This window comes from Sphingobium sp. B2D3A, assembly GCF_025961795.1.
Classification (GTDB): Bacteria; Pseudomonadota; Alphaproteobacteria; order Sphingomonadales; family Sphingomonadaceae; genus Sphingobium.
Genome location: NZ_JAOQOI010000001.1, coordinates 2,838,183 through 2,863,297, shown reverse-complemented (window position 1 = coordinate 2,863,297; position 25,115 = coordinate 2,838,183). Strand labels below are relative to the sequence as shown.

21 protein-coding genes are annotated in these 25,115 nt (G+C 64.6%); 6 read left to right on the top strand and 15 right to left on the bottom strand.

The genetic code is table 11. The annotated features are described in order from the left end of the window. Nucleotides 1-10: 10 nt before the first annotated feature. Together M2337_RS13285 and gltX are read right to left on the bottom strand one after the other, a co-directional pair. A complete protein-coding gene (locus M2337_RS13285) occupies nucleotides 11-1,297 on the bottom strand; it encodes a citrate synthase (protein ID WP_264570636.1) in 1,287 nt (428 codons plus the stop codon). 18 nt (nucleotides 1,298-1,315) lie between these two features. Further along, the gene (gene gltX, locus M2337_RS13280; protein ID WP_264570635.1) at nucleotides 1,316-2,773 is read right to left on the bottom strand and encodes a glutamate--tRNA ligase; all 1,458 of its coding nucleotides are present in this window, start codon (nucleotides 2,771-2,773) and stop codon (nucleotides 1,316-1,318) included. A gap of 113 nt (nucleotides 2,774-2,886) precedes the next feature. On the opposite strand from gltX, the gene M2337_RS13275 reads away from it, so the two are divergent. Further along, nucleotides 2,887-4,959 (top strand): ComEC/Rec2 family competence protein, encoded by a 2,073-nt coding sequence (locus M2337_RS13275; RefSeq protein ID WP_264570634.1) that lies wholly within the window; start codon nucleotides 2,887-2,889, stop codon nucleotides 4,957-4,959. 24 nt (nucleotides 4,960-4,983) lie between these two features. Here the strand turns inward: M2337_RS13275 and lexA are convergent, their stop codons facing one another. Together lexA and M2337_RS13265 are read right to left on the bottom strand one after the other, a co-directional pair. Further along, the gene (gene lexA, locus M2337_RS13270) at nucleotides 4,984-5,688 is read right to left on the bottom strand and encodes a transcriptional repressor LexA (protein WP_181559940.1); all 705 of its coding nucleotides are present in this window, start codon (nucleotides 5,686-5,688) and stop codon (nucleotides 4,984-4,986) included. Between the two features lie 125 nt (nucleotides 5,689-5,813). After that, nucleotides 5,814-6,710, bottom strand: coding sequence for a bestrophin family protein (locus tag M2337_RS13265; protein ID WP_264570633.1), 897 nt, complete (start codon nucleotides 6,708-6,710; stop codon nucleotides 5,814-5,816). A gap of 194 nt (nucleotides 6,711-6,904) precedes the next feature. Here M2337_RS13265 and M2337_RS13260 point away from each other — a divergent pair, with 194 nt between their 5' ends. Further along, complete coding sequence (locus tag M2337_RS13260; RefSeq protein ID WP_264570632.1) at nucleotides 6,905-7,405, top strand: GFA family protein; 501 nt, start codon at nucleotides 6,905-6,907, stop codon at nucleotides 7,403-7,405. Nucleotides 7,406-7,452: 47 nt separating this feature from the next. Here the strand turns inward: M2337_RS13260 and M2337_RS13255 are convergent, their stop codons facing one another. The 3 genes from M2337_RS13255 to M2337_RS13245 all read right to left on the bottom strand — a co-directional run bounded on the left by M2337_RS13255 (nucleotide 7,453) and on the right by M2337_RS13245 (nucleotide 12,227). Then, complete coding sequence (locus M2337_RS13255; protein ID WP_181559937.1) at nucleotides 7,453-7,848, bottom strand: hypothetical protein; 396 nt, start codon at nucleotides 7,846-7,848, stop codon at nucleotides 7,453-7,455. 466 nt (nucleotides 7,849-8,314) lie between these two features. Next, a complete protein-coding gene (gene mfd / locus M2337_RS13250; RefSeq protein ID WP_264570631.1) occupies nucleotides 8,315-11,776 on the bottom strand; it encodes a transcription-repair coupling factor in 3,462 nt (1,153 codons plus the stop codon). A gap of 184 nt (nucleotides 11,777-11,960) precedes the next feature. Continuing rightward, nucleotides 11,961-12,227, bottom strand: a complete 267-nt coding sequence (locus M2337_RS13245; protein ID WP_264570630.1) for a succinate dehydrogenase assembly factor 2 — start codon at nucleotides 12,225-12,227, stop codon at nucleotides 11,961-11,963. Between the two features lie 97 nt (nucleotides 12,228-12,324). Here M2337_RS13245 and recG point away from each other — a divergent pair, with 97 nt between their 5' ends. Beyond that, nucleotides 12,325-14,391, top strand: coding sequence for an ATP-dependent DNA helicase RecG (gene recG / locus M2337_RS13240; RefSeq protein WP_264570629.1), 2,067 nt, complete (start codon nucleotides 12,325-12,327; stop codon nucleotides 14,389-14,391). A gap of 3 nt (nucleotides 14,392-14,394) precedes the next feature. On the opposite strand, the gene M2337_RS13235 is transcribed toward recG, so the two are convergent. From M2337_RS13235 to tyrS, 3 genes are all read right to left on the bottom strand, one after another. Next, complete coding sequence (locus M2337_RS13235; RefSeq protein WP_264570628.1) at nucleotides 14,395-14,751, bottom strand: hypothetical protein; 357 nt, start codon at nucleotides 14,749-14,751, stop codon at nucleotides 14,395-14,397. A 31-nt stretch (nucleotides 14,752-14,782) separates the two neighbouring features. Continuing rightward, nucleotides 14,783-15,109: a PilZ domain-containing protein gene (locus M2337_RS13230; protein ID WP_181559932.1), complete on the bottom strand. Its 327-nt coding sequence runs from the start codon at nucleotides 15,107-15,109 to the stop codon at nucleotides 14,783-14,785. Between the two features lie 96 nt (nucleotides 15,110-15,205). Then, the gene (gene tyrS / locus M2337_RS13225) at nucleotides 15,206-16,435 is read right to left on the bottom strand and encodes a tyrosine--tRNA ligase (protein ID WP_264570627.1); all 1,230 of its coding nucleotides are present in this window, start codon (nucleotides 16,433-16,435) and stop codon (nucleotides 15,206-15,208) included. Between the two features lie 63 nt (nucleotides 16,436-16,498). Here tyrS and M2337_RS13220 point away from each other — a divergent pair, with 63 nt between their 5' ends. Genes M2337_RS13220 through M2337_RS13210 form a run of 3 tightly spaced genes read left to right on the top strand, consistent with a single transcriptional unit; the run spans nucleotide 16,499 to nucleotide 19,142 of the window. Continuing rightward, a complete protein-coding gene (locus M2337_RS13220) occupies nucleotides 16,499-17,053 on the top strand; it encodes a DOMON-like domain-containing protein (RefSeq protein WP_264570626.1) in 555 nt (184 codons plus the stop codon). Next, nucleotides 17,050-18,255, top strand: a complete 1,206-nt coding sequence (locus M2337_RS13215) for a DUF1343 domain-containing protein (RefSeq protein WP_264570625.1) — start codon at nucleotides 17,050-17,052, stop codon at nucleotides 18,253-18,255. The genes M2337_RS13220 and M2337_RS13215 overlap by 4 nt, the downstream gene beginning before the upstream one ends. An 11-nt stretch (nucleotides 18,256-18,266) precedes the next feature. Continuing rightward, a complete protein-coding gene (locus M2337_RS13210) occupies nucleotides 18,267-19,142 on the top strand; it encodes an EamA family transporter (protein ID WP_264570624.1) in 876 nt (291 codons plus the stop codon). Between the two features lie 19 nt (nucleotides 19,143-19,161). Here M2337_RS13210 and M2337_RS13205 read toward each other — a convergent pair whose 3' ends face one another. From M2337_RS13205 to M2337_RS13185, 5 genes are all read right to left on the bottom strand, one after another. Continuing rightward, nucleotides 19,162-19,842 carry a DUF6975 family protein gene (locus M2337_RS13205; RefSeq protein WP_264570623.1) on the bottom strand — a complete coding sequence of 227 codons (681 nt, stop codon included), beginning with the start codon at nucleotides 19,840-19,842 and terminating at the stop codon, nucleotides 19,162-19,164. A 237-nt stretch (nucleotides 19,843-20,079) separates the two neighbouring features. Beyond that, entirely contained in the window at nucleotides 20,080-22,128 is a 2,049-nt protein-coding gene (rpoD, locus tag M2337_RS13200) for an RNA polymerase sigma factor RpoD (protein WP_264570622.1), read from the bottom strand. Between the two features lie 47 nt (nucleotides 22,129-22,175). Next, the gene (gene dnaG, locus M2337_RS13195; RefSeq protein WP_264570621.1) at nucleotides 22,176-24,047 is read right to left on the bottom strand and encodes a DNA primase; all 1,872 of its coding nucleotides are present in this window, start codon (nucleotides 24,045-24,047) and stop codon (nucleotides 22,176-22,178) included. Then, nucleotides 24,044-24,412: a GIY-YIG nuclease family protein gene (locus tag M2337_RS13190; protein WP_264570620.1), complete on the bottom strand. Its 369-nt coding sequence runs from the start codon at nucleotides 24,410-24,412 to the stop codon at nucleotides 24,044-24,046. The genes dnaG and M2337_RS13190 overlap by 4 nt, the downstream gene beginning before the upstream one ends. Nucleotides 24,413-24,567: 155 nt before the next feature. Then, nucleotides 24,568-25,020 (bottom strand): GatB/YqeY domain-containing protein, encoded by a 453-nt coding sequence (locus M2337_RS13185; protein ID WP_264572265.1) that lies wholly within the window; start codon nucleotides 25,018-25,020, stop codon nucleotides 24,568-24,570. Nucleotides 25,021-25,115: the final 95 nt, after the last annotated feature.

Sequence of the window (25,115 nt, the reverse complement as noted above, 5' to 3'; positions counted from 1 at the left end):
CAGCTGAGGCTCAGCGCTTGTCCATCGGGACATAATCGCGCTGCGTCGGGCCGGTGTAGAGCTGACGGGGACGGCCGATCTTCTGCTCTGGGTCCGAGATCATCTCGTTCCACTGCGCGACCCAGCCGACGGTGCGGGCGAGGGCGAAGAGCACCGTGAACATGTCCGTCGGGAAGCCGATCGCCGACAGGATCACGCCCGAGTAGAAGTCCACATTCGGGTAGAGCTTCTTCTCGATGAAATATTCGTCGTGCAGCGCGATCTGCTCCAGCTCGCGGGCGACGTCGAAGATGGGGTCGCTGACGCCCAGCTTGTCCAGCACTTCCTTGGCGGTCGCCTGCATCACCTTCGCGCGGGGATCGTAGTTCTTGTAGACCCGGTGGCCGAAGCCCATCAGGCGGAACGGATCGTCCTTGTTCTTGGCGCGGGCGATGTAGGACGGGATGCGATCCACGGTGCCGATCTCGCGGAGCATGTTGAGCGCCGCTTCGTTGGCGCCGCCATGCGCCGGGCCCCACAGGCAGGCGATGCCCGCCGCGATGCACGCAAACGGATTGGCGCCCGAGGAACCGGCCAGGCGCACGGTCGAGGTGGAGGCGTTCTGCTCGTGGTCGGCATGCAGGATGAAGATCTTGTCCATCGCCGCCTCGACGACGGGGTCGACCACATACTCCTCGGCGGGCACCGAGAAGGTCATGCGCAGGAAGTTACCGGTGTAGCTCAGGTCGTTGCTCGGATAGACGAAGGGCTGACCGACCGAATATTTGTAGGCCATGGCCGCGAGCGTCGGCATCTTGGCGATCAGGCGATGGCTCGCGATCATCCGCTGATGCGGATCGGTGATGTCCGTGGAGTCGTGGTAGAAGGCCGAGAGCGCGCCGACCACGCCGCACATGATCGCCATGGGGTGCGCATCGCGGCGGAAGCCGCGGAAGAAGGTGGAGAGCTGCTCGTGCACCATCGTGTGGCGCGTGATCGTCCGCTCGAACAGCTCGAACTCGTCCTTGGAGGGGAGCGAGCCGCGCAGCAGCAGATAGGCCACTTCCATGAAGCTCGACTGCTCGGCGAGCTGATCGATGGGATAGCCGCGGTGAAGGAGCACGCCCTCATCACCATCGATATAGGTCAGCGCCGAATCGCAGCTCGCCGTTGAGGTGAAGCCGGGATCATATGTGAACATGCCCGTCTGGGCATAGAGCTTGCGAATGTCGATGACCTTGGGGCCGACGGAACCTTCCACGACCTTACATTCGAGATCCTTGCCCTCGACGGTCATTTTGACTGTGCTGTCGCTCATTCCTTCACCCCTTATTGCTCAAATTTGCGGCCCGGACCCGGAAGCCTGGAGGAGTCCGGCCTGATCCTGCAGGCGGCCCAAGGTTTCGTCCCGACCAAGATGGAGTAGCACGTCGAAGATACCGGGCGACGTCGTCCGTCCCGTTAAAGCAACGCGCAGTGGCTGTGCAATCTTTCCAAGGCCAAGGCCTGCCTCTTCCGCGATCGCGCGGATGGCCGCCTCAAGCGACTCAAGTGACCAATCTGGCAGCGCCCGCAGCTGTTCGACCACCGTGCCGAGCAGAGATCGGGCATTCTCGTCGAGCAGCTTGGCGGCAGCCTCCTCGACCGCGAGCGGCCGTTTGGCAAACAGGAACGCGGCGCCGTCGGTCAGCTCCAGCAGCGTCTTGGCGCGGGGCTTGAGCGCGGGCATGATCGCCGCAAGCTGGTGCAGACGGGCTTGGGCCGCGGCATCGTCGTCCAGCGGATCCATCCGTTCGGCGACGAGCAGAGCGAGGCGACCGTCATCGGCCTCGCGAATGTAATGGCCGTTCAGATTTTCGAGCTTCTTGAGGTCGAATCGCGACGGCGAGCGACCCACGCCCGGCAGATCGAACCATTCGACGGCCTGCTCGCGGCTGATGATCTCATCATCGCCATGGCCCCAGCCGAGTCGCAGCAGATAGTTATTCACGGCCTCCGGCAGCATGCCGAGCTCGTCGCGATAGGCATCGACGCCCATGGCGCCATGCCGCTTGGAGAGCTTGGCGCCATCCTGCCCGTGAATCAGCGGGATGTGCGCATAGACCGGCTCGGGCCAGCCCATCGCGCGGATGATGCCGAGCTGGCGGAAGGCGTTGTTGAGATGGTCATCGCCACGGATCACATGAGTGACGCCCATGTCATGATCGTCCACAACGACGGCCAGCATATAGGTTGGCGTGCCGTCCGAGCGGAGCAGGATCATGTCGTCGAGCTCGGCATTCTGCACGACCACACGGCCCTGCACGGCATCTTCTATGACGGTTTCGCCCTCGCGGGCCGCCTTCAGGCGAATGACATAGGGGGCATCGCCGCCTTCGGAGGGATCGCGGTCGCGCCAGCGCCCGTCATAGCGCATCGGCTGACGTGCGGCGCGTTGCTGCTCGCGCAGGGCCGCCAGCTCTTCGGGCGTCGCGAAGCATTTATAGGCATGGCCGGCATCGAGCAGGGCGTTGGCGACCTCGGCATGGCGTGCCGCACGCGCGAACTGGAAGACCGGTTCATCATCGCCTGCAAGACCCAGCCAGCTCAAGCCGTCGAAGATCGCCTCGATCGCGGATTCGGTTGAGCGGGCGCGGTCGGTATCCTCGACGCGCAGCAGGAACTTGCCGCCATGGTGACGGGAGAAAAGATAGTTGAACAGCGCCGTGCGTGCGCCGCCAATGTGGAGATATCCCGTAGGCGAGGGGGCAAAGCGGGTGACGACCGTGCCTGTTTGTTTCCGTCCTTCTGCCACGCTATGCCTGCTTTTCCCTTATGTCGCGGGTGGGTTTCCTAGTGAACGAGAATGCCCCTAGCACGCCTTTTCCGGCTCGACAAATACCGTTGTTGCGCCGCAGCAGTGTCTGGTTGGGACGGCTTCATGCGCGAGCGGAATCGGTGCTGGAGGCTGAGCGGGCGCAACTCCCACTGTGGGTGCCGATCCTGCTGGGCGCCGGGATTATCGCCTGGTTCACCCTGCCTGCGCCACCGCAGTGGATGGCGTGGATCGCCTTCTGGCTGGGCGTCGCCGCCGCGTTTGGCGCCGTGGGGCGCGGAGGACGCTTGCCTGCTGCGCTCGCCGTTGGCGCGGTGCTGCTGGCGGCGGGCTGTCTGCTGATCTGGGCCAAAGCGCTTCTTGTTGCGCAGCCGCCACTTGCGCGCGCCGCGGTGGTGGAGATGGAGGCTCGAGTCCTCTCGGCAACGCCCTTGGCTTCCCGGGGACTGGTGCGGCTGGAGGTCGCGCCGCTGTCGCGGCCCGATCTGCCGGCGCGGGTCCGCATCAACGCGGCGCCCGATCAGATGGCAGAGGAGATTACCGCAGGGGACCGCATTGCCGTCCGAGCGCGGCTAATGCCGCCTGCACCGGCTGCCCTGCCGGGCGCTTATGATTTTGCGCGGACGGCCTATTTTTCCGGCCTCGGCGCTACCGGGCGGGCACTCGGCAAAGTGCAGCGCCTCGATGCGGCAACCGCTGGCGGGGATGCGCGCGCGACTCTCGCCCACCACATCGCCGCGCGGTTGCCGGGGCCGGAAGGGACGATTGCGATCACGCTCGCCACGGGCAATCAGAACTGGATCAGCGAGGCGGATGCGGATGCGATGCGGCGCAGCGGGCTTGCCCATCTGCTTTCGATCAGTGGCTTGCACGTCTCCGCGCTGATCGGCGGCGTGATTCTCATCATGGTCAGTCTGCTTGCGCTGTCGCCGACCCTTGCGCTGCGCTGGCCGGTGATGATGATCGCCGCCTGCGTGGGCGGTGCGGCGGGCATCGGCTACACTGTGTTCACCGGGGCGCAGGTACCGACGATCCGCTCCTGCATTGCCGCTCTGCTGGTGATCGCGGGCATGGCCCTGGGCCGTGAGGCCATCGGGCTGCGGTTGATCGCGACCGGCGCGCTGATCGTGATGATCTTCTGGCCGGAGGCTGTCATCGGCCCCAGCTTCCAGATGAGCTTCGTCGCCGTGACCGCGATTGTGGCGCTTTACGAATATCCCCCCGCACGGCGGCTGTTCGAGCGACGCGACGAGGGGCGGATAAAGCGCTGGACCCGCAGCCTCGGCGCTTTGCTGGCGACAGGTTTGCTGGTGGAGCTGGTGCTGACGCCGATTGCCTTTGCCCATTTTCATCGCTCGGGCCTGCTTGGCGCGGCGGCCAATATGATTGCCATTCCGCTCACAAGTTTCGTGGTAATGCCGGCCGAAGTGCTCGCGCTGGTACTCGACGCTGTGGGGCTGGGGGCGCCGGTCTGGTGGGTCGTCGGCGTGGCGCTCAAGTTCCTGCTGTGGATCGCGCATACTGTCGCCAGTCAGCCCTTTGCGACGCTGTCGCTGCCCGTCTCCAGCGGACTGGCCTTTGCGCTCGCCATGATCGGCCTCTTGTGGCTGATGCTCTGGCACACGGCGCTCCGCTGGTGGGGCTTGCCTCTGGCGGCGCTTGGGTTTTTCCTGACATTTCTGGCACCGTCCGCCGACGTGCTCGTCACCGCCGATGGTCATCATGTGGCGGTGCGTCTGGGCGACGGGCGCATGGCGCTGTTGCGGGACCGGAGCGGGGACTATGTTCGGACGACTTTGGCCGAGGCGAGCGCTTATGACGGCGAGTTTGCGTCCCTCGCGCAGGCGCCGGACACGCGATGCACGCGGGACATGTGCGCGATGACATTGCCGGGCCGTGCTGACCAGCCGCCGGTTCACCTGCTGATCAGTCGCTCGCGCCTGCTCGTTCCCTATCCCGAGCTGGTGGCCGCCTGCGCACAGGCTGACCTCGTGATCGCGGACCGGCGCCTCCCGCCCGGATGTGTGCCGCGCTGGGCGAAGCTGGATCGGCCAGCGCTGAGCGCCATGGGCGGTGCACTGATCCTGCTCGACAGTCGGGAGATTGTGCCGGGGCACGATCCGCGCAGCCGCCATCCATGGATCGCGGGCACCGGCTCGCGCTAGAGCCGGCGTCCCATATCGCCCGCCTCAGTTATAACGCCGCAATAGCCCCGCGAGCCGGCCCTGAATGCGCACCTGCCGCGCCTCATAGGTTTGGGGCTCATGGTCGCGATTGGCAGGATCGAGCCGCACCTTGCGGCCGTCATGATGGAAATATTTGAGCGTCGCTTCATTCTCGTCGATGAGGGCAACGACGATCTGGCCATCGCGCGCCGTCTCGGTCCGCTGGATCAGCGCGAAGTCACCGTCGAAAATCCCTGCTTCGATCATCGAGTCACCGGAGACTTCCAGCGCGTAATGATCGCCGGCGCCCAGCAACGCGGCCGGGACCGGCAGCATGGTGTCGCTCTCCATCGCCTCGATGGGAAGACCAGCAGCGATGCGCCCATGCAGCGGAATTTCGATCACGTCATTGGCGGCGATAGGGATCGTCCGCGCCGGCGCGGTGGGCGCCTTGCGCAGCGGGGTCACGTTGGTGGCCGCCGCCGGCTCTTCCGTCCGCTCTGCCACGGGCATGCCATCCGGCAGTTTGAGGATTTCGAGCGCCCGCGCGCGATTGGGCAGCCTGCGGATGAAGCCGCGCTCTTCCAGCGCGCTGATCAGCCGATGGATGCCGGACTTCGATTTGAGGTCCAGCGCCTCCTTCATCTCCTCGAAACTGGGCGAGACGCCACCCTGATCGAGATGCTGCTTGATGTAGCTGAGCAGTTGCTGTTGCTTGGCGGTCAACATGAGTGGTTCCCCAATATGGAACGGACGGAGAACGTTTAGGAAACGAATCGAGCCACGTCAACACGGATCGGCTAAATATCTCAGGTCTCGGTGGCTGGCGTGTCGTCCCACGCACGGGCGAGCGATCAGGTCAGGATGTGCTGATCGGGCGCGATGGGTGCGGGGAGGTCGGTCGCGCCGAGGCGGGCGAGCATTTCGCGTTCCACCGTCCGCGTCATCGCATCGAGCGGCAAATCGTTGGGATCATAGCCGAACGGGTCTTCCAGCTGATCGCCCAAGGCATCCAGCCCGAAAAAGGTGTAGCTCGCCACCAGCACCGGAATGAGTGCCCACCAGCCCAGCGAGCCAGCCAATGCGAAGGGCAGCAACAGGCAGAAGACGTAAGTCGTACGGTGGAGAATGAGCGAATAGGTGAACGGCACCGGCGTGCTGGCGATCCGCTCGCAGGCCGCCTGCACATCGCTGAGCGCCTTGAGCTGCCCCTCGATGAGCGAATGATGGATCGGGTTGATCCGCCCGTCTGCGGACAGGCGCAGGCAGTGCGCGCCCATCTCGTAGAGTACGGTGTCGGTCGGGTTCGGGGAGGTGCGCCACGGTCCATCGTTCACCCACCGGCCGATCGCGGCAGCCTCGTCGTGCTGGCGCAGGCGGGCGGCAAGACCGTTGGTGAAGCCGCAGATGCCGCGGAGCAGCGGGGTGCGTTCCTCCTCAGGCAGCGAGGACGTGAGCCGCGCGAAGGAGCGGCTCGCGATGATCAGCGCGCCCCATTGCTTGCGGCCCTCCCACCAGCGATCATAACAGGCACTGTTGCGGAAACTCATGAAGATGGAGAGCGACAGGCCGATCAGGGCGAATGGAATGCCGCTGATCTGCGCGAATAGCCCTGGCCAGGCGCGCGCTGCCAGAATGGCCGCCACGCTGGCCACGGCGATGCCTGCCAGCCGATGCTGGATATGCGGCATGATCGTGCCGCGATAGGCGAACAGCACTTCGAGCAAGCCAAGGCGGTTGCGAACGATCACGGGCGGACATCTCCTGCCAGGGCACGCGGCCACCGGACATGGGCCGGGCACCGGGCGCGCTCGCCATGCGGAGGATGCGCGCGCAGATCAAGGATTAAGTGGCCGCAAGGGGAAGCGCGCAATGGGCGCTGATGGAACCGGCGGAGATAAGAGCGGTTCAGCTCGAGAGACGATCACCACAAGAGGACCGTGCCATGCCCCTCAAGCTCGAAGGTTCCTGTCGATGCGGCGCCGTGCGCTTTTCCGTCGACAGCCACGCGCCGGTGCCATTCCTGCGCTGTTATTGCTCGATCTGCCGCAAGACCGCCGGCGGTGGCGGCTATGCCATCAATCTCCACGCCGACAAGCGCACGCTCAAGGTGAAAGGCGAGACCGCCGTCTATCACGCAACGCTGGACGATGGCGGCGGTGGGGGCGAGGGCGGATGCCGCGTCAGCACCGGCGAGCGGCACTTCTGCCCGTCCTGCGCGAGCGCGCTCTGGGTGTTCAGCCCGGAGTATCCCGAGCTGCTCCACCCTTTCGCTTCCGCGATCGACGGCGATTTGCCCAAGCCGCCGTCGCTGGTGCACATGATGCTCGGATCAAAGGCGAATTGGGTCGAGCCGCAGATCGGGTCGGATGACCAGTGCTTCGATGCCTATCCTGACGAGGGGCTGGAAGACTGGCACCGGGCGCGTGGGCTATGGATTGAATAGGACGACGTCCCCTTATACGGCCGCGCTCTAAAGGCGGACGGCCCAAGTTAACGTGCTGGCCAACGCCTGCGCGGCTCCTGGCTGGAGAGCGCAACGGTGTTCTCGTCTTTCTCTTCAATGTTGATTATGTGCTTCGCCGAAAAGGGCAGCTCGGTGCCCAGCCAAAACTCATCATTTTCGGCAATGGAGCTTGGTTCGTTGTCAAGTACGCCAAGATACCCGTCCGCTGTGCGCTCTCTGACGAGAACCCACATCCGCTCCACCGCGACATTCTCATCAGCATCTTCGACGCTAATCCGAAAGATCAGCTTGGCTAGGTCTCCGGGCTCAAGGTTTTCTCGTTTTTGGCGGTCAGGTATCCAAAAGGTCTTTGGCGCTGCGGCATGATAGGTTTCCCCGTCCTCAAGAGACCACCCATCGATCTGAAAATCTGGCTCACGCATCACACAATATTACCTTTGGGGATAAACGTCCGCAAGGTACGGCCAATCGTCCGGAAGCAGAAGGTCTGCTTCCAGGCCAAACTTGCCGTTCACGGGTCCTTCTTCACCGCTCCAAAGCGGTTATGGCATTAAAAGCCGACTGAACGGACTCGACTCCGTTGTGGCGCCGCTGCGTTCGCACTGAGTAGCTGTTGAGCCTGTCGAAGCGGCGTATCGAAGGACTTACCCGTGCGCTGCGATGCTTCGATACGGGTCTTCGATACGCGTCTGCGGCGCTCCTCAGACCCTACTCAGCACGAACGAGGAAGGTTGAAGAAAGCCGGTATCCATAGCTTTTTTCTATCGATAGGAGCCGTAATGGCTCTTCAGGATCGAGCAAAGCTGCCCAGCCGGCTCTGTGCTTCCAACCCTCTAGCGCCATGCCAATACATACCCCACATCGCGCACTTCCGCTGTAATCCACCCTTCACCCAATACTCTTCGCCAACCCTTGGCTCAACTTAAGCGCCCCGTTCAGCCGTGCCTTGGGATCACCCCAAGCGCGCTGGATGACGAGTTTGCTGTCGGGCCGCAGCTTGGCGATAGCGCCGAGTTTCTGGACGTAGCCGATCAGGCCCGGGAGATTGCGGCACTGGTCGTTCTGGAAGCTCACCAGCGCGCCGCGCGGGCCGATGTCGATCTTGGCGATGCCGGCCTTGCGGCAATTGAGCTTCACGTCGATTAGGGTCAACAGATTCTGGGTAGGGTCCGGTAGCGGGCCGAAGCGGTCGATCAGCTCGGCGGCGAAGGCCTCGATGGCGCCCTTGTCCTCCAGCTCGTTGATGCGGCGATAGAGGCCCATGCGCAGGTCGAGATCCGGCACATAATCCTCCGGGATCATGATCGGCGCCTCGACATTGATCTGCGGCGAGGACTTGTCCGGTGCCGGGGCGAGCGCGGCACCGCCGGCCTTGGCTTCCATGATCGCCTCTTCCAGCATCGACTGGTAAAGCTCGAAGCCAACCTCCTTGATGTGGCCGCTCTGCTCGTCACCGACGAGATTGCCCGCACCGCGAATGTCGAGATCATGGCTCGCAAGCTGGAAGCCGGCGCCCAGCGTATCGAGATCGGACAGGACTTTGAGCCGCTTTTCGGCCGTCTCCGTCGTCAGCCGATCGGCGGGAGTCGTCATATAGGCATAGGCGCGCGTCTTGGATCGGCCCACGCGGCCGCGCAGCTGGTAGAGCTGCGCGAGGCCGAAGCGATCGGCGCGATGGATGATGATGGTGTTGGCGCTCGGGATATCGAGACCGGATTCGACGATGGTCGTTGAGAGCAGCACATCATATTTGCGCTCGTAGAAGGCGGACATGCGCTCCTCGACCTCGCTGGCCGACATCTGGCCATGGGCGGAAATGGCGCGCACTTCGGGCACCTTTTCTCGGAGGAAATCCTCCATGTTCGGCATGTCCGAGATGCGCGGCACGACGAAATAGGTCTGCCCGCCGCGATAATGCTCGCGCAGCAGCGCCTCGCGAAGCACCACGTCATCCCACGGCATGACATAGGTGCGCACGGCGAGGCGATCCACCGGCGGCGTCTGGATGACGGACAGCTCGCGCAATCCGCTCATCGCCATTTGCAGCGTGCGTGGGATCGGCGTGGCGGTGAGGGTGAGGACGTGGACGTCCGCCTTGAGCTGCTTGAGGCGCTCCTTGTGGACCACGCCAAAGCGCTGCTCTTCATCCACGATCACCAGCCCGAGCCGCTTGAACTCCAGCCCCTTGGTCAGCAGGGCATGGGTGCCGATGACGATGTCGATGGTGCCGTCGGCCAGGCCGTCCTTGGTCGCCTTGGTCTCGGTGGTGCCGACAAGGCGGGAGAGGCGCGCGACCTTGAGCGGGAAGCCGCGGAACCGCTCCTCGAAATTGAGGTGATGCTGGCGCGCAAGCAGGGTGGTCGGGCAGATCAACGCGACCTGCGCGCCGGCCATCGCGGCGACGAACGCGGCGCGCAGCGCGACCTCAGTCTTGCCGAAGCCCACGTCGCCGCAGACCAGCCGGTCCATCGGCTTGCCGGCGGCCAGATCGTCCAGCACATCGCTGATTGCGCGATCCTGATCCTCGGTTTCCTCATAGGGGAAGCGGTCGACGAAGGCGGGATAGCCGGCGCTTTCCGCCTCATAGGCAGGGGCAGCGCGCAAAGCGCGCTGGGCAGCAGTGGCAAGCAGCTCTCCGGCGATCTCCCGGATGCGCTCCTTCATCCGCGCCTTGCGGCGTTGCCAGGCCTCGCCGCCCAGCTTGTCCAGCGCGACCGCATCCTCGCCCGAACCGTAGCGGGAGAGCACGTCGAGATTCTCGACCGGCACGTAGAGCTTGTCGCCGCCGGCATAAGCCAGCGCGACGCAATCATGCGGCGACTTGCCGACCGGGATCGAGGTCAGGCCTTCATAGCGCCCGATGCCATGATCGACATGGACGACAAGATCGCCGGGGGTGAGCGTGGCGAGTTCCGCCAGGAAGGCATCCGCGCTCTTGCGCCGCTTCTGACGCCGCACCAGACGATCGCCGAGCATGTCCTGCTCGGTCAGCACTTCCAATTCGGCATTGGCAAAGCCGTGATCGAGCGGCAGCACGGCCAGCGCGACGCGGCCGGTGGGGGCGCCGAGCGCTTCCTGCCAGCTATCGACCAGCGTAACGCCGCGCACGCCGTGGTCTTCAAGCAAGCCCTTCAGTCGCTCGCGCGCGCCGATGGAGTAGCTGGCGATGATGCGCTTGCGGCCCTTGCGCTGGCTTTGCTCCAGATGCTTGGCCACCGCCTCATAGACATTGCCGCCCTGCGCCCGCTCCGGCGCGAAGTCGCGGGCGCTGTCCACGCCGAAATCGAGCACATGGGCGCTCTCGGGCTCGTGGAAGCTGGAGGTGAGGTGGATCGGCAGCGCCTCGATATCTTGCGCCCACTGATCGGCAGTCAGATAGAGCTGATCCGGCTGCAGCGGGCGATAGCTGCCCGGCGAGGCCGCCGCGGCGGTCGTGCGATTGGCGTGATAATCGCGGATCGCCTCGAAGCGGGCCTCGGCCGCGCCAGCAGTGCCGGCCTCGCGAATCCACAGCGTTCCCTCCGGCAGATGCTCGGCGAGCGGGACGAGCCGGTCCTCGAACAGCGGCAGCCAATGCTCCATGCCGGCTAGACGCCGCCCGTCGCTCACCGCCTGATACAGCGGATCGCCGGTGGCGGTCGCGCCGAACATCTCGCGGTAGCGGCTGCGGAAGCGCTTGATGCTCTCCTCATCGAGCAGCGCCTCGGAGGCGGGCAGGAGCATGAAGCCATCGACCGCACCGGTGGTGCGCTGGGTCGCGGGATCGAACCGACGCAGCGTCTCGATCTCGTCGCCGAAGAAGTCGAGCCTCAGCGGGCCGGGTTCGCCCGAGGGATAGAGATCGACGATGCCGCCGCGCACGGCATATTCGCCGGCATCATGCACCGTATCGGTGCGGACATAGCCGTTGGACTGGAGCAGGCTGACCAACCGGTCGATGGCGATCCGCTCGCTCGGAGCCAGGCGGGCGACCATCTGGCGGATGCGGAAAGGCGTCAGCGTCTTCTGCGTGACCGCGTTGACGGTCGTGATGACCAGCTGCGGACCCTTGGGCTTGCCCTGCAAGGCGTGCAGGCCCGCCAGCCGCTCGGATGCGGCGCGCAGCGAAGGGGAAGCGCGGTCGTAAGGCAGGCAGTCCCAGGCGGGAATGCTCACCACTTCCAGCTCCGGCGCAAAATAGCGGACGGTCTGCGCAATCGCATCGGCCATCTGGCCGTCTGCGGCGATGAAGCAGGCTCGCTCCTTCGCCGCGCGAGCGAGGTCGGCGAGCAGCACGGGCAGGAAGCCCGCGGGCACGCCGGAGAGCGTGAGCGGGGCTTTGGCCGAGATGATGCGGGAAATGTCGGTCATTAGTGTGTTCGACTCTGCCTTCCGTTCGTGTCGAGCCCTTCGACTGCCCGCAGGGCGGGCGCTCAGGATAAACTTCAGCCAGAGGCTGAACTCGAGACACGGGTAGCACTAATAGGAAGGTATTATCCGGCGGGTTCTCGACTACGCTCGAACCGAACGGAGGTGGCGGGGCATGAGAGAAATTTCACTTCGCAATCGGGACATAATCAAGCCTGCGCATCGCCTCCATCATCGCGCCTTCGTAACGCGCGGGGCAGGGAAGAGTGCCGATGGCCCAGGCCATGATGTCGACATCCTCTTCCTCGAGCAGCGCCTCGAACAGATCGGCTTGTTCCTGCGTGAAGCTCGCGGCGTGGGCATCGAAGAACCCGCCGATCATCAGATCCGCTTCCTTCGTGCCCCGGTGCCAGGCGCGGAATTTGAGGCGGCGCAGGCGGGTCTCGTCGATCATGTCCGGTCCTTTTCGCGCGGCGCTCGGGTGCGCGATTTATCATGATTGGCCGGCGGGCACTTTTCCGGCCCTCCAGCTTCGACTAGGGCAGATAGCGATGCGGCCCGATATTCTCAATCCGCTGTTCACGGAAAGCACGGCGCTCAAGGGCGTGGGGAGCGCTTCGGCCAAGCCGCTGGAGCGCCTGGGCCTCACGCGCGTGGTCGACCTTGCCTTCCATTTGCCGGTGAGCTGGATCGAGCGGCAGCGCGTCCGGCGGCTCGCGGAAGCCGAGACGGGGCGGATGGTCGCGCTGGTGCTGACGGCGCAGGAGTATCGCGCCTCGGGCACGGCACGGGCGCCGTTCCGCATCCGCGCCGTGGATATGGCCGGCGACCCGGTGAGCATCGTCTATTTCGGCAAGAACAGCGGATGGCCGCGCAAGCTCTTCCCGCTTGGGGAGCCGCGCTTTGTCTCCGGTCGCCTCGATCAGTTCGGGGACGAGCTGCAGATCGTCCACCCCGATCATGTGGTGCCGGTGGAAGAGGCGGGTCAGATTGCCGATTGCGAGCCCGTCTACGGTCTTTCGGACGGCATCACCAATGGCCGGCTGCGCGATCTCGTCGCGCAATCGGTCGAGCGCGCGCCGGCTCTGGATGAGTGGATCGAACCGGGGCTGCGCGCCCACAAGGGCTGGCCGAGCTGGCAGGAAGCGCTCAAGGCCACGCACGAGACGCCCGGCGCAAAGCCCGCGCGCGAGCGCCTGGCCTATGACGAGGTGTTCGCAAGCCAGCTTGCGCTGATGCTGCTGCGGGCCTCGACCCGTCGCCGGCGCGGGCTTCCCCTGGCTGGAGACGGACATTTGCGCGATGCCTTGCGCCTGCCATTCGCCCCCACCGGTGCCCAGCGCCGGGCGTCTGCCGAGATTGAGGGCGACATGGCGCAGGCTGTGCCGATGCTCCGGCTGCTGCAAGGCGATGTCGGCTCCGGCAAGACGCTGGTGGCGCTGATGGCGTTGCTCAATGCGGTGGAAGCCGGTGCGCAGGCGACCTTTCTGGCGCCGACGGAAATTCTCGCCCGCCAGCATTATGCCAGCCTCCAGGCGATGCTGGCCGGCCTGCCGGTGAATGTTGCGATCCTGACCGGGCGGGACAAGGGCAAGGCACGCGAGTCGACGTTGATGGGGCTGGCCGATGGCAGCATCCACATCCTCGTGGGCACCCATGCGATCTTTCAGGAGGCCGTCACCTATCGCAATCTCGGCCTCGCGGTTATCGATGAGCAGCATCGCTTCGGCGTGTCTCAGCGGTTGATGCTGACCGCCAAAGCCGAGCGCACGCCGCATCTGCTGGTGATGACGGCAACCCCGATCCCCCGCACGCTCTGTCTGGCGCAATATGGCGATATGGACGTCTCAAGGCTCGATGAGATGCCGCCCGGCCGCCAGAGCATCGATACGCGGGTGATCGGCGATGATCGGCTGGAGGATATCGTCTCGGCGCTCGGCCGCCATATCGCGGCGGGGCGTCAGGCCTATTGGGTGTGCCCGCTGGTGGAGCAGAGCGAGGATGGCGACGAGGCGGCGGCCGAGGAGCGCGCAGCGATGCTCAAGGCGCGGTTCGGCGCGGATGTCGTCGGCATGGTCCACGGGCAGATGCCCGGCCCGGAGAAGGATGCGGTCATGGAGGCCTTCTCGCGCGGGCAGCTCAAGCTGCTGGTTGCGACGACGGTGATCGAGGTCGGCGTGGACGTGCCCAATGCCACGCTGATGATCGTGGAAGCGGCGGAGCGCTTCGGCCTTGCGCAGCTGCACCAGTTGCGCGGGCGCGTGGGGCGCGGCGATCAGCGCAGTTTCTGCATGTTGCTGCACGGGAGCAACCTCTCCGAGACGGCGCGTTCGCGTCTCGCCCTGATGCGGGAGACCAATGATGGCTTCCGCATCGCAGAGGAAGATCTGAAATTGCGCGGGGCTGGCGAAATTCTCGGTACGCGCCAATCGGGCGAGCAGCGCTTCCGGCTGGCCAGCCCGGAACAGATCCAGTCTCTGCTGGATGCAGCGCATGACGATGCCCGGCTGCTCATGGACCGTGATGGCGGGCTGGCCTCCCCGCGCGGGCAGGCCGCGCGGCTGTGCCTCTATCTGTTCGAGCGGGATGCGGCGATCAGTCTGCTGGCCAGCGGCTGAGCGTCAGCCGTCGGTCTGGGGCGGGGTGATGCGTGCCAGAATATCGAGATAGGCCCGCGCATCGATGGGCTGGAGGAATTGCGCGCCAAAGCATCCCCGCAGGCTCCAGCGGATTTGCGCATCCTGCGTGGTGATGAGCGGTAGGCGAAGGGCGACCGGTTCGCCGTGCTCGAAGCGTGCGAAACCGCAGCGGGCCTGAAATCCCCACACCGAAAAGTCGATCAGCTCGACCTCAATGGGGTCCGCGCCGCGCGGCCGCGATACATGGGTCTTGAAGGAGATGGCATCGCGTGAAACGACGCGGCGCCGGCTGTGACTCAGCTCGGATCGGACAGCCCGGCTCCACGCTTCGTCGCCCATCGTTCAGGCTCCGGCGCGGCTGGCGTGAGGGTCAGCGGCCGGGATGATCGGGGCCCTTCAGCCGCAGGAGCATGATGTCATACTCCTTGTCCGCGATCGCTGACTCGAATTCGACACCGAGGCGCGCACTGTTCGCCCAGATAGCGCGCCCCCGCAACATACCGATCTGCGGCACATCGATGGTGAGGCTTTCGCCGATCGACACCAGTTGATCGCAGCGGATCATGCAGCCGCTCGGAGAAATATTGATGAGCACGGCCGGCGATGGCGGGAGGGTGCCCCCCCAGATCTGCACGGGGCTTTCCACGGCGTCCCGTTCGTAGCGGCGCGGCTCGTCCATCGAGAAGGCAAACGTCATGGATCAGACTCCCAGTCGGAGTCTGATCCTGTCAGGGACCGGTAAACATCTGATAAACTCGGCGTAATCGAGGCGCGAACGCCCCGCTCCGGCAGCTTAGCGGCTGAGCAGAGCGTGCCGCTTCTTGCCGAGGCTGAGCTTTACCGGCGTCTCGCCAATCGCAATCAGATGCTTTTCGTCGCGCACAGGCTCGTCATCGACGCGGACAGCGCCTTCGGCGATCTTGCGGCGCGCCTCGCCATTGGAGGCAGCCAGCCCGGCCTGGGTGAGGGCGGTGACCAGGGCGATGCTGCCTTCGGCTACGTGAACGGTGGGCAAATCCGCCGCCGCTGCCGCGCCTTGCTCGAAGGTGAGGCGGGCGGTTTCCGCAGCGCTATCCGCCGCGGCTCGGCCACGGCAAAGCGCCGTTGCCTCATTGGCGAGGATTTTCTTGGCCTCATTGATCTCCGCGCCTTGCAGCGCTTCGAGCCGCCGGATTTCGTCCATCGGCACATCGGTGAACAGGCGCAGGAACCGCCCGACATCGCGATCATCCGTGTTCCGCCAGAACTGCCAATAGTCGAAATGCGGCAGCATCGCCTCGTTTAGCCAGACGGCGCCCGCCATCGTCTTGCCCATCTTGCCGCCATCGGCCGTGGTGATGAGCGGCGTGGTGACGCCGTAGACTTCCGCGCCATCCACCCGGCGCGAAAGCTCGATGCCGTTGACGATATTGCCCCACTGGTCCGATCCGCCCATTTGCAGCCGGCAACCCGCGCGACGGGAAAGCTCGAGGAAGTCATAGGCCTGGAGGATCATGTAATTGAACTCCAGGAAGCTCAGCGACTGCTCGCGATCCAGCCGCAGCTTGACTGAATCGAAGCTGAGCATCCGGTTGACGGAGAAATGCTGGCCGTAATCCCGCAGGAACGGCAGATATTCGAGCGCATCGAGCCACTCGGCATTGTCGGCCATGATCGCGTCCGTGGGACCATCGCCGAAGGTCAGGAAGTTCTCGAACACCGTCTTGATGGACGCGATGTTGCTGTTGATCGTCTCGACGGTCATCAGCTTGCGCGCTTCATCCTTGAAGCTGGGGTCGCCAACCTTGCCGGTCCCACCACCCATCAGCACGATGGGCTTGTGGCCGGTCTGTTGCATGCGACGCAGCAGCATGATCTGCACCATCGAGCCGACATGGAGCGAGGGCGCGGTGGGATCAAAGCCGATATAACCCGGAACGACCTGCCTGGCGGCGAGCGCATCCAGCGCGCTTGCGTCAGTAATCTGGTGGATATAGCCCCGCTCTTCGAGCAGGTTCAGCAGGTCGGACTTGTAGCTTGTCATGATCGCCCTTTGGGAAGCGCGGGGTTATTGAAACGCGGGGGCGCTTAGCATGGGATGGGAAGGATGAGTAGTATTTTGGCCCGCGCCGCTCTGGTCTGCCATCCGGATACGCCCTGCGATGCGCTGGCGGCGCTGGGCATGCAGATCGCTCTGGCGGACGATCATGGCTGGGAGATCGGCTTCGTGGCGATGGGCCGGATCGCCGATCTGCGTTTGCCCGAGGCCGCACCGGGCATTCATACCGATGAGCTATGGCGCACCACTTGTTTCGAGTTGTTCGTGGCGCAGGACGATGATGCCTATGCCGAGTATAATTTCTCGCCTTCAGGCGCCTTCGCGGCCTATCATTTCGACCATTATCGCACCGGCATGAAGCCTCTCGAGATCCCGGCGCCGCGCATCGTGCAGGCGGCAGATGCCGAGCGGCTGTCACTGTCCATCCGCTTGGCCGAGGACGCTCTGGTCTGGGATCGATCAGGGGCGATCGGCGCCAGCGCGGTCATCGAGGAGGCGAACGGGACTCTGAGCTATTGGGCGCTGGCGCATCCACCCGGACGGCCAGACTTTCACCACCGGGATTGCTTCGCGCTGCGGCTTCCGCCAGTGGACCGGGCATGAGCTTTCTCACCGGTCTCGATCGCCTGCTGGCCGACCCCGCGCTGCGTGCGCCGCTTGCCGGCCAGCGCGTCTGTCTGCTGGCGCATCCCGCTTCCGTCACCGCGGACCTCACCCACGCGCTCGATGCACTGGCGGCCTGTGGCGACATCCGGCTGACCGCCGCCATGGGGCCGCAGCATGGCCTGCGGGGCGACAAGCAGGACAATATGATGGAATCGCCGGATTTCATCGATCCTGCTCACGGCATCCCGGTGTTCAGCCTTTATGGCGAGGTCCGCCGGCCGACGGCGCAGATGATGGACTCGGCCGACATATTCCTCGTCGACCTGCAGGATCTAGGCTGCCGCATCTACACCTTCGTGACGACTTTGCTCTATCTGCTCGAGGCGGCGGAAAAGGCCGGCAAGAGCGTGTGGGTGCTGGACCGGCCCAATCCCGCCGGGCGGCCTATCGAGGGGCTAACCCTCCGGCCGGGCTGGGAGAGCTTCGTCGGTGCCGGGCCGATGCCCATGCGCCATGGCCTCACCATGGGCGAACTGGGGCAGTGGTTCATTGCGCATTTCGGCCTGAACGTGGGTTATCGCGTGATCGCCATGCAGGATTACGCGCCCGAGGCGGCGCCGGGCTTCGGCTGGCCCACTGAGCGCATCTGGGTCAATCCCAGTCCCAACGCGCCCAATCTCAACATGGCCCGCTGTTATGCCGGGACGGTGATGCTGGAAGGCGCGACGCTATCGGAAGGGCGCGGCACCACCCGCCCGCTGGAGCTGTTCGGCGCGCCGGATATCGATGCGCGCAAGGTGATCGGCAAGATGCAGGCGCTGGCGTCGCACTGGCTGGCAGGATGCATCCTGCGCGACTGCTGGTTCGAGCCGACCTTTCACAAGCATGTCGGCGCCTTGTGCGCCGGCGTCCATATCCACGCCGAAGGGTCGGCTTACGTGCACCACACCTTCCGCCCATGGCGGGTGCAGGCACTGGCCTTCAAGGCGATCCGGGCACTGTACCCGGACTATCCGCTCTGGCGCGATTTTCCCTATGAGTATGAGCTTGGCAAGCTGCCCATAGACGTGATCAACGGATCGCCCTTGCTGCGCGAGTGGGTGGATGATGGTGCGGCGACGCCAGCGGACCTCGATGGCCTTGCGGGGGCCGACGAACGTGCCTGGGCGGAGACCCGCGCGGCCCATCTGCTTTACTGAGCGGTGGGAGGATGAAGGGTGGCTCAGAACCGGCGGCAGGGCTGGCGCTGTTGCCGGTGCTGGCTGTGGTCGGATCGACGGCCTGCTTCCAGTTCGGGGCGGCTTTCGCCAAGGGGCTGTATCCCTCGGTCGGGCCGATCGGCGCGTCAGCCCTGCGCATCCTGTTCGCGGCGCTCATTCTGCTGGTGTTGGTCCGGCCGTGGCGGGCGTGGCCTGCGCGGCCGGACTGGCTGGCGCTGCTTGGCCTTGGTACCTGCGTTGCGGGGGCTATTCTCTTTTTCTACCTCGCCATCGCGCACCTGCCGCTGGGCATCGCAATCTCCATCCAGTCTCTAGGGCCATTGACGCTCGCCGCCTGCATGGCGAAGCGTGCCCTCCACTTGTTATGGGTCGCGCTGGCGGGCCTCGGCATCTGGTGCCTGGTGGGTGCCGATGGCGCAAAAGGCGCGCTGGAACCGGTGGGACTGTTATTCGCGCTCATCGCTGCAGCCTGCTGGGCGGGCTACATCCTGTGCGGCCGCAGGGTTGCAACATCATTCGGCGCCGGGGGTGCGGCCTTGTCGCTCTGCGTGGCCGCGCTTCTCGTCGTACCGCTGGGCATGATGCAGAACGGGATGGGGCTCTTCGCGCCTGCCTTGCTTCCGCTCGCGCTGCTGGTGGCGATCCTGTCCGCAGCCATTCCCTTGTCGCTGGAGCTTTATGCGTTGCCCAGGTTGCCAGCCCGCAACTTTGCGGTGCTGACCAGTCTCGAACCGGCCTTCGCCGTTCTGGCTGGGCTGTTCATGCTGGGTGAACGTCTCAGCGCCATCCAACTCGCCGGCATTGCGATGGTTGTGACGGCCAGCATGGGGTCGGTGATGAGCAGGAGAAAGGCCATGCCGGCATAAGTCCGGCGTTCAATCGATCTTACTGACTGCTCTGTCGCGCGCCAGCCCTGGCCTTGAGCAAGTTCCACATGCCGCGATGCTGCACGAGCAACTGATCGGCGCCGAATTGCACGGCACGCGAGAAGCGCTCGACCTGGGGAAGGTCGTCCAGAAGAGCCACGGTATCGGACTGGCTGGGGAGGGTGGTTTCGGCCGGCTCGATGCCGAGGCTGAGCGCACCGACGTCGAGGATCTTGCGGATGGCCTGCCATTCCAGCACCAGCGTGATCGCCGTGCCGAGCGCGCAACCGCGCCGTTCCGACTGGGCAAGCATTTCAATCGCGTGGCTTTGCTGGGCGATGGCCGCAGTCGCCTCACTATGGCGCGGCGTGCTCGGCACCGGCCCGGCCGCAGCGCAGAGGCGATGCATATAGTCGCGTTCTTCGGCAAAGGCGCTGGTCGAGCGGATCAGCCAATCGCGGGCGACCGGCTCTGCGGTGTGAACAGCGGCATGATCGACAACGCCCGGGATCTGGCCGTGGAGCAGAACGAGAAGGTGGATGAAGTCCGCAAAGTCGGCCGAGCGCCGCGCAAAGGATATCCGCTCGCCGGCCAGCACGGGCGCGCAGTAAGAATGTGTCGCGGACCCTTCGCTCTCCACGAGCGCAAGCACTCGGGCGGAAAGGCCGGTCTCAACGAAATCAAGCGGGCGCGGGTCCATATCAAGCCTCAGAATGCCGAACCGACAGGCCGGCAATTTTCCCCGCCGCGATGTAACGCGCAGGAAGTTAACAAGATGTTGAAAACGCTCCAACCAAGCAACGCGAGCCTGTTTTATTTCAGAGTATTAGCTCGGTCGCGCAGACGTGCTAAGGTTCTTGGGGCTGGCAGGTAATGCGCGCACGAAAAAGGCGGCGGAAGCGCGCAACGCCTCCGCCGCCTGATCTGATTTCGGACCTTACTGGTCTAGGAAGCTGCGCATCTTGCGGCTGCGGCTCGGGTGCTTGAGCTTGCGCAGTGCCTTCGCCTCGATCTGGCGAATACGCTCGCGCGTCACCGAGAATTGCTGGCCGACTTCTTCCAGCGTGTGATCGGTGTTCATGCCGATGCCGAAGCGCATGCGCAGCACGCGCTCCTCACGCGGGGTAAGGCTCGCCAGGACGCGGGTGACCGTTTCCTTGAGGTTTGCCTGGATGGCGGCATCCACAGGAATGATCGCGTTCTTGTCCTCGATGAAATCGCCGAGGTGCGAATCTTCCTCATCGCCGATCGGCGTTTCGAGGGAGATCGGCTCCTTGGCGATCTTCATCACCTTGCGCACCTTCTCGAGCGGCATGGAGAGGCGCTCCGCCATTTCCTCCGGCGTCGGCTCGCGGCCCTGCTCGTGGAGGAACTGGCGGCTGGTGCGGACCAGCTTGTTGATCGTCTCGATCATGTGCACCGGAATACGGATGGTGCGGGCCTGATCGGCGATCGAGCGGGTGATCGCCTGGCGGATCCACCAAGTCGCATAGGTGCTGAACTTGTAGCCGCGGCGATATTCGAACTTATCCACCGCTTTCATCAGGCCGATATTGCCCTCCTGGATCAGATCCAGGAATTGCAGGCCGCGATTGGTGTACTTCTTGGCGATCGAGATCACGAGCCGGAGATTGGCCTCGACCATTTCCTTCTTCGCGATCCGCGCCTCGCGCTCGCCCTTCTGCACCATGTTCACGATGCGGCGGAACTCGGGCAGAGACGTGCCGGTCGATTGCGCGATTTCGGAGACTTCCGCGCGGATGCGCTCGACAGCATCGACCTCATTGGCTGCAAAGGCCGCCCATTTCTTGTCGAGCTTGCTGACCTTCTCCAGCCAGCCATCGTCCAGCTCCTGGCCGACATATTGGTCGAGGAAGTCCTTGCGCGGGACCTTGTGGCGCTCGGCGAGGCGCAGCATCTGGCCGCCCAGCGTCGTCAGGCGCCGGTTGAACGCGTAAAGCTGATCGACGAGATATTCGATCTTTTGCTGGTGGAACTGGACGCTCTCGACTTCCGCCGTCAGGTCTTCGCGCAGCTTGTGATAGGTCGCTTCGTCCTTGGCGGGGAATTCCATGCCATTGCCGAGCGCGACCAGCCGGGCCTGCTGGATCTTGCCGAATTTGCCATACAGCTCGGTGATGTTGGCGAACTTTTCGAGCGCGGCGGGCTTGAGCAACTCTTCCATGGCGGCGAGCGAGAGGGTGTTATCCTCCTCGTCGTCCTCTTCCTGGCGCGCCGTGCGGCGTTCAACCATGGAATCATCGTCGTCACCGTCGGCTTCCGGCTCGTCCTTCACCTCGTCCTCGTCCTTGAACGAGGGACCGGCGGTCTTTTCGGAAATCTCGCCATCGTCGTCTTCGCCGTCTTCCGACAGGCTTTCCGGCGCCGGGTCTTTGGAAAGCATGGCATCGAGATCGAGGATCTCGCGCAACTGCATTTCGCCATTGTTGAGCGCGGTCGACCAGCCGATGATCGCGTTGAACGTCGTCGGGCTTTCGCACAGGCCGAGGATCATGGTGTCGCGACCGGCCTCGATGCGCTTGGCGATGGCAATCTCGCCCTCGCGGCTGAGAAGTTCCACTGCGCCCATTTCGCGCAGGTACATGCGCACGGGGTCGTCGGTGCGGTCGGTCGTCGTCTGCTTCTTCTCGGCGACGTTGCCTGAGCCGTCTTCCTCGTCCGAACCATTGTCGATGGATTCGACTTCGGATTCGGGCTGCTCTTCGCCGTCATCGCCCTGTTCTTCGTTCTCGACGATGTTGATGCCCATGTCGCTAAGCGCCGAGGTGATGTCCTCGATCTGGTCTGAGGACATCTCGCCTTGCGGCAGGGCGCTGTTCAGCTCGTCATAGGTGATGTAGCCACGCTTCTTGGCACGGGCGATCAGCTTCTTGATGGACGCTTCGTTGAGATCGAGAAGGGGGGCATCGCCGCCTTCTTCGCCACTCTCCGGGTTTCCAGCGTTTCCATTGATCTTCGTCGCCATGCGTTGCCTTGCTCCGGGCCAAGCGCAATGCTGCGCGGGCCTGTTATTCACTCTTCGAGGGGTTGGGCCAGCTCGGCGGCTCGTGCCGCCAGGTCTTCCTTGAGCTTGCGCAGGGCTTGCTGGCGGGCGAAACTCGCCTCGTCCAGATTCTCCGCCATCGCTCTCGTCGCCGCCGCCAGCTCCGCTTCGATTCGCGGCATCGCCACCAGCACCCCGATGGCTTCCGCCAGATCGCGCTGTGCACGCCATCCGTCGGCTTCGGCCTGGGTGAAGGTGAAATGCAGCGCGTCGGCGCGGAGCAACCCCTTCGCCATATTATACAGCTCAGTGCTGCCCAATATGGTAAGGAGCGCCTCGGTTTCAACAGTTTCTTGGCGATCGGCCGCTTTGAGCAGAGCATCGAGCAACTTTGCCAGCCCGGAGTCGGGCGGCGACAGGCTGTCCAGTGCCTCGCGGTGGACGAGGATCTCGCCCGGAAAGCGCAGGAGGCCGGCCAGAACGGCTCGTAAAAGCAGCATGTCTCCGCCGGTTTCGCGGATCGCCTTGGCATCCTGTGTAGCCGGCGGGGGCGGGGCGATCCAGCGGCCGCCCTTCATCGTGCCGCCGCCGCGACCGGCGGGCCGTCCCTCGAGGCGGGCGTTGGACGCGGCGCGCGGCGCGAAGAACAGCGCGTCGTAACGCTCCTTGAACAGGCGAGAATAGAGCGCCCGGATGTCGCTATCGGCGATTGTGGCGGCGAGCGCATTGAGACGCTGCTTGAGGCCAGCGCGTTCTTCCGGCGTGGCCAGCGGCGCGGCATCATGCTCGCTGCGCCAGATGAGGTCCGCCAGCGGGATCGAGCTTGCGAGCACGGCCTCGAAGGCTTGGAGCCCCTCGGCGCGCAACAGATCATCAGGATCCTGCCCGGCCGGCAGCGTCGCAAAAGCGAGGCTATGACCGGGGCGCAGCAGTGGCAACGCGCGGTGGGCAGCGCGGATTGCCGCGCGCTGGCCGGCGCCATCGCCATCGAAGCAGAGGATGGGCGTCTCCACCATGCTCCACAATTTCTCGATCTGCGCCTCCGTCAGCGCCGTGCCGAGCGGGGCTACGGCCTCGGCAATGCCGGCCTGGGCAATGGCGATCACGTCCATATAACCCTCGACGACGATGATGCGGCCCGCTTTGCGCGCGGCAGGCGCCGCGTTGTCGAGGTTGAAGAGCGTGCGACCCTTGTCGAACAGCGGCGTCTCGGGCGAGTTGAGATATTTGGGCTCACCCTGGCCCAGAATCCGTCCGCCAAAGGCGATCACGCGCCCGCGCTGGTCGCGGATGGGGATCATCAGCCGCCCGCGAAAACGATCGTAACTGTCTCGCTCGCTGTCTTCCGGCCGGATGAGCATGCCGGCCTCGACCAGCATGTCCTCGGGGAAGTCGCGTAGCGCGGTCTTGAGCTTGCCGCGACTATCCGGCGCGAAACCCAGCCCAAACGCGCGGCGGGTCGCGTCCGTAAGCGCGCGCTTATGCAGATAGGCGCGCGCCTCGGCGCCATCGAGCCCGCCAAGCTGATCCTCAAACCAGTTCTGCGCCGCGGCGGTCACGTCATGCAGCGATTTCGCCTGCTCGGCCCGCTTGGCGGCGCGCGGATCGGGCGCGGGCACCTCCATCCCGGCGGCGGCGGCAAGCTCCTTGACCGCATCCAGGAAGGGCAGGCCGCGCTGATCCGTCATCCAACGGATCGCGTCACCATGCGCCCCGCAGCCGAAGCAATGGTAGAAGCCCTTCTCGTCGTTGATCGTGAAGCTGGGCGTCTTCTCGTTGTGGAAAGGGCAGCAGGCCTTGTATTCCCGCCCGGCCTTCTGGACCTTGATGGTCTTGCCAATGAGCGTGGAGAGGGTGGTGCGGGCGCGGAGTTCGTCCAGCCATTGCGGGGTGAGGCTCATGGTGTTTGCCCATCAGAGACGGATCGCTCCCCTCCGCGGGCGGCCCCTAAACCGCCGTTCGTGTCGAGCGAAGTCGAGACACGCTCTGAGGGCGGGCGGGAGAAGTGCGATAATCTGGCCCAGTCGCTGGCGGCCAAAGCCTCCTTTTTGGCGCGCGACCATTTTTTCACGATCAGTTCCGCTTGTAGGGCTTCTTCACGCGATCCGAAATCTTCCGACCAGATCAATGTCACCGGGCGACGTGGGGACGTGAACGCGCAAAAGCCACCTGTCTGATGCTCGCCAATGCGACGCTCAAGGTCGTCGGTATGCCCCGTATAGTATCGGCCGTCGCGGCAGCGCAGAATGTACGTCCAGAAGGCCATCCAAAACCTCTATCCGTGGTGCCCAACTCTTCCCGTTCGTGTCGAGCGAAGTCGAGACACCTCAGCGCCGTGCCAGCCGTGTCTCGACTTCGCTCGACACGAACGGGGAGGGGAGTAATGTCAGAGAGAGCAGGTTGAAACTCCCGTCCCCCCAATCACCCCAGCGCCGCCTTCACCAAGCCGCTGGCCTTGCTCATGTCCAGCACCGTCCCATGGCGGTCCTTGAGCACGGCCATCACCTTGCCCATGTCCTTCACCGACGACGCGCCGACTTCGGCCTTGATGGCCTCGATCGCGGCGCGGGTTTCGTCCTCGCTCATCTGCTTGGGCAGGAAGCCTTCGATCACCTCCAGCTCGGCCTGCTCCTGCGCGGCGAGTTCTGCACGGCCGCCTTGCTCGAACATGGTGATCGATTCGCGGCGCTGCTTGACCATCTTCTGTAGCACATCGACCACGATCACGTCGTCATCGGGCGTGCTTGTGGCGGTGCGCAGTTCGATGTCGCGGTCCTTCAGCTTGGCCAGGATCAGGCGCACAGCGGCCAGCCGCGCCTTGTCGCCGGCCTTCATCGCCTCAATCTGGGCAGCCTTGATGCCGTCGCGAATCATCACGTAATCTCCGAGTCACCGTGCGGGAAAGGATCAGATATAGCGGCGATGCGGAATTTTTAATAGATTGACCGTGCATGTGCGAACCCATAGTG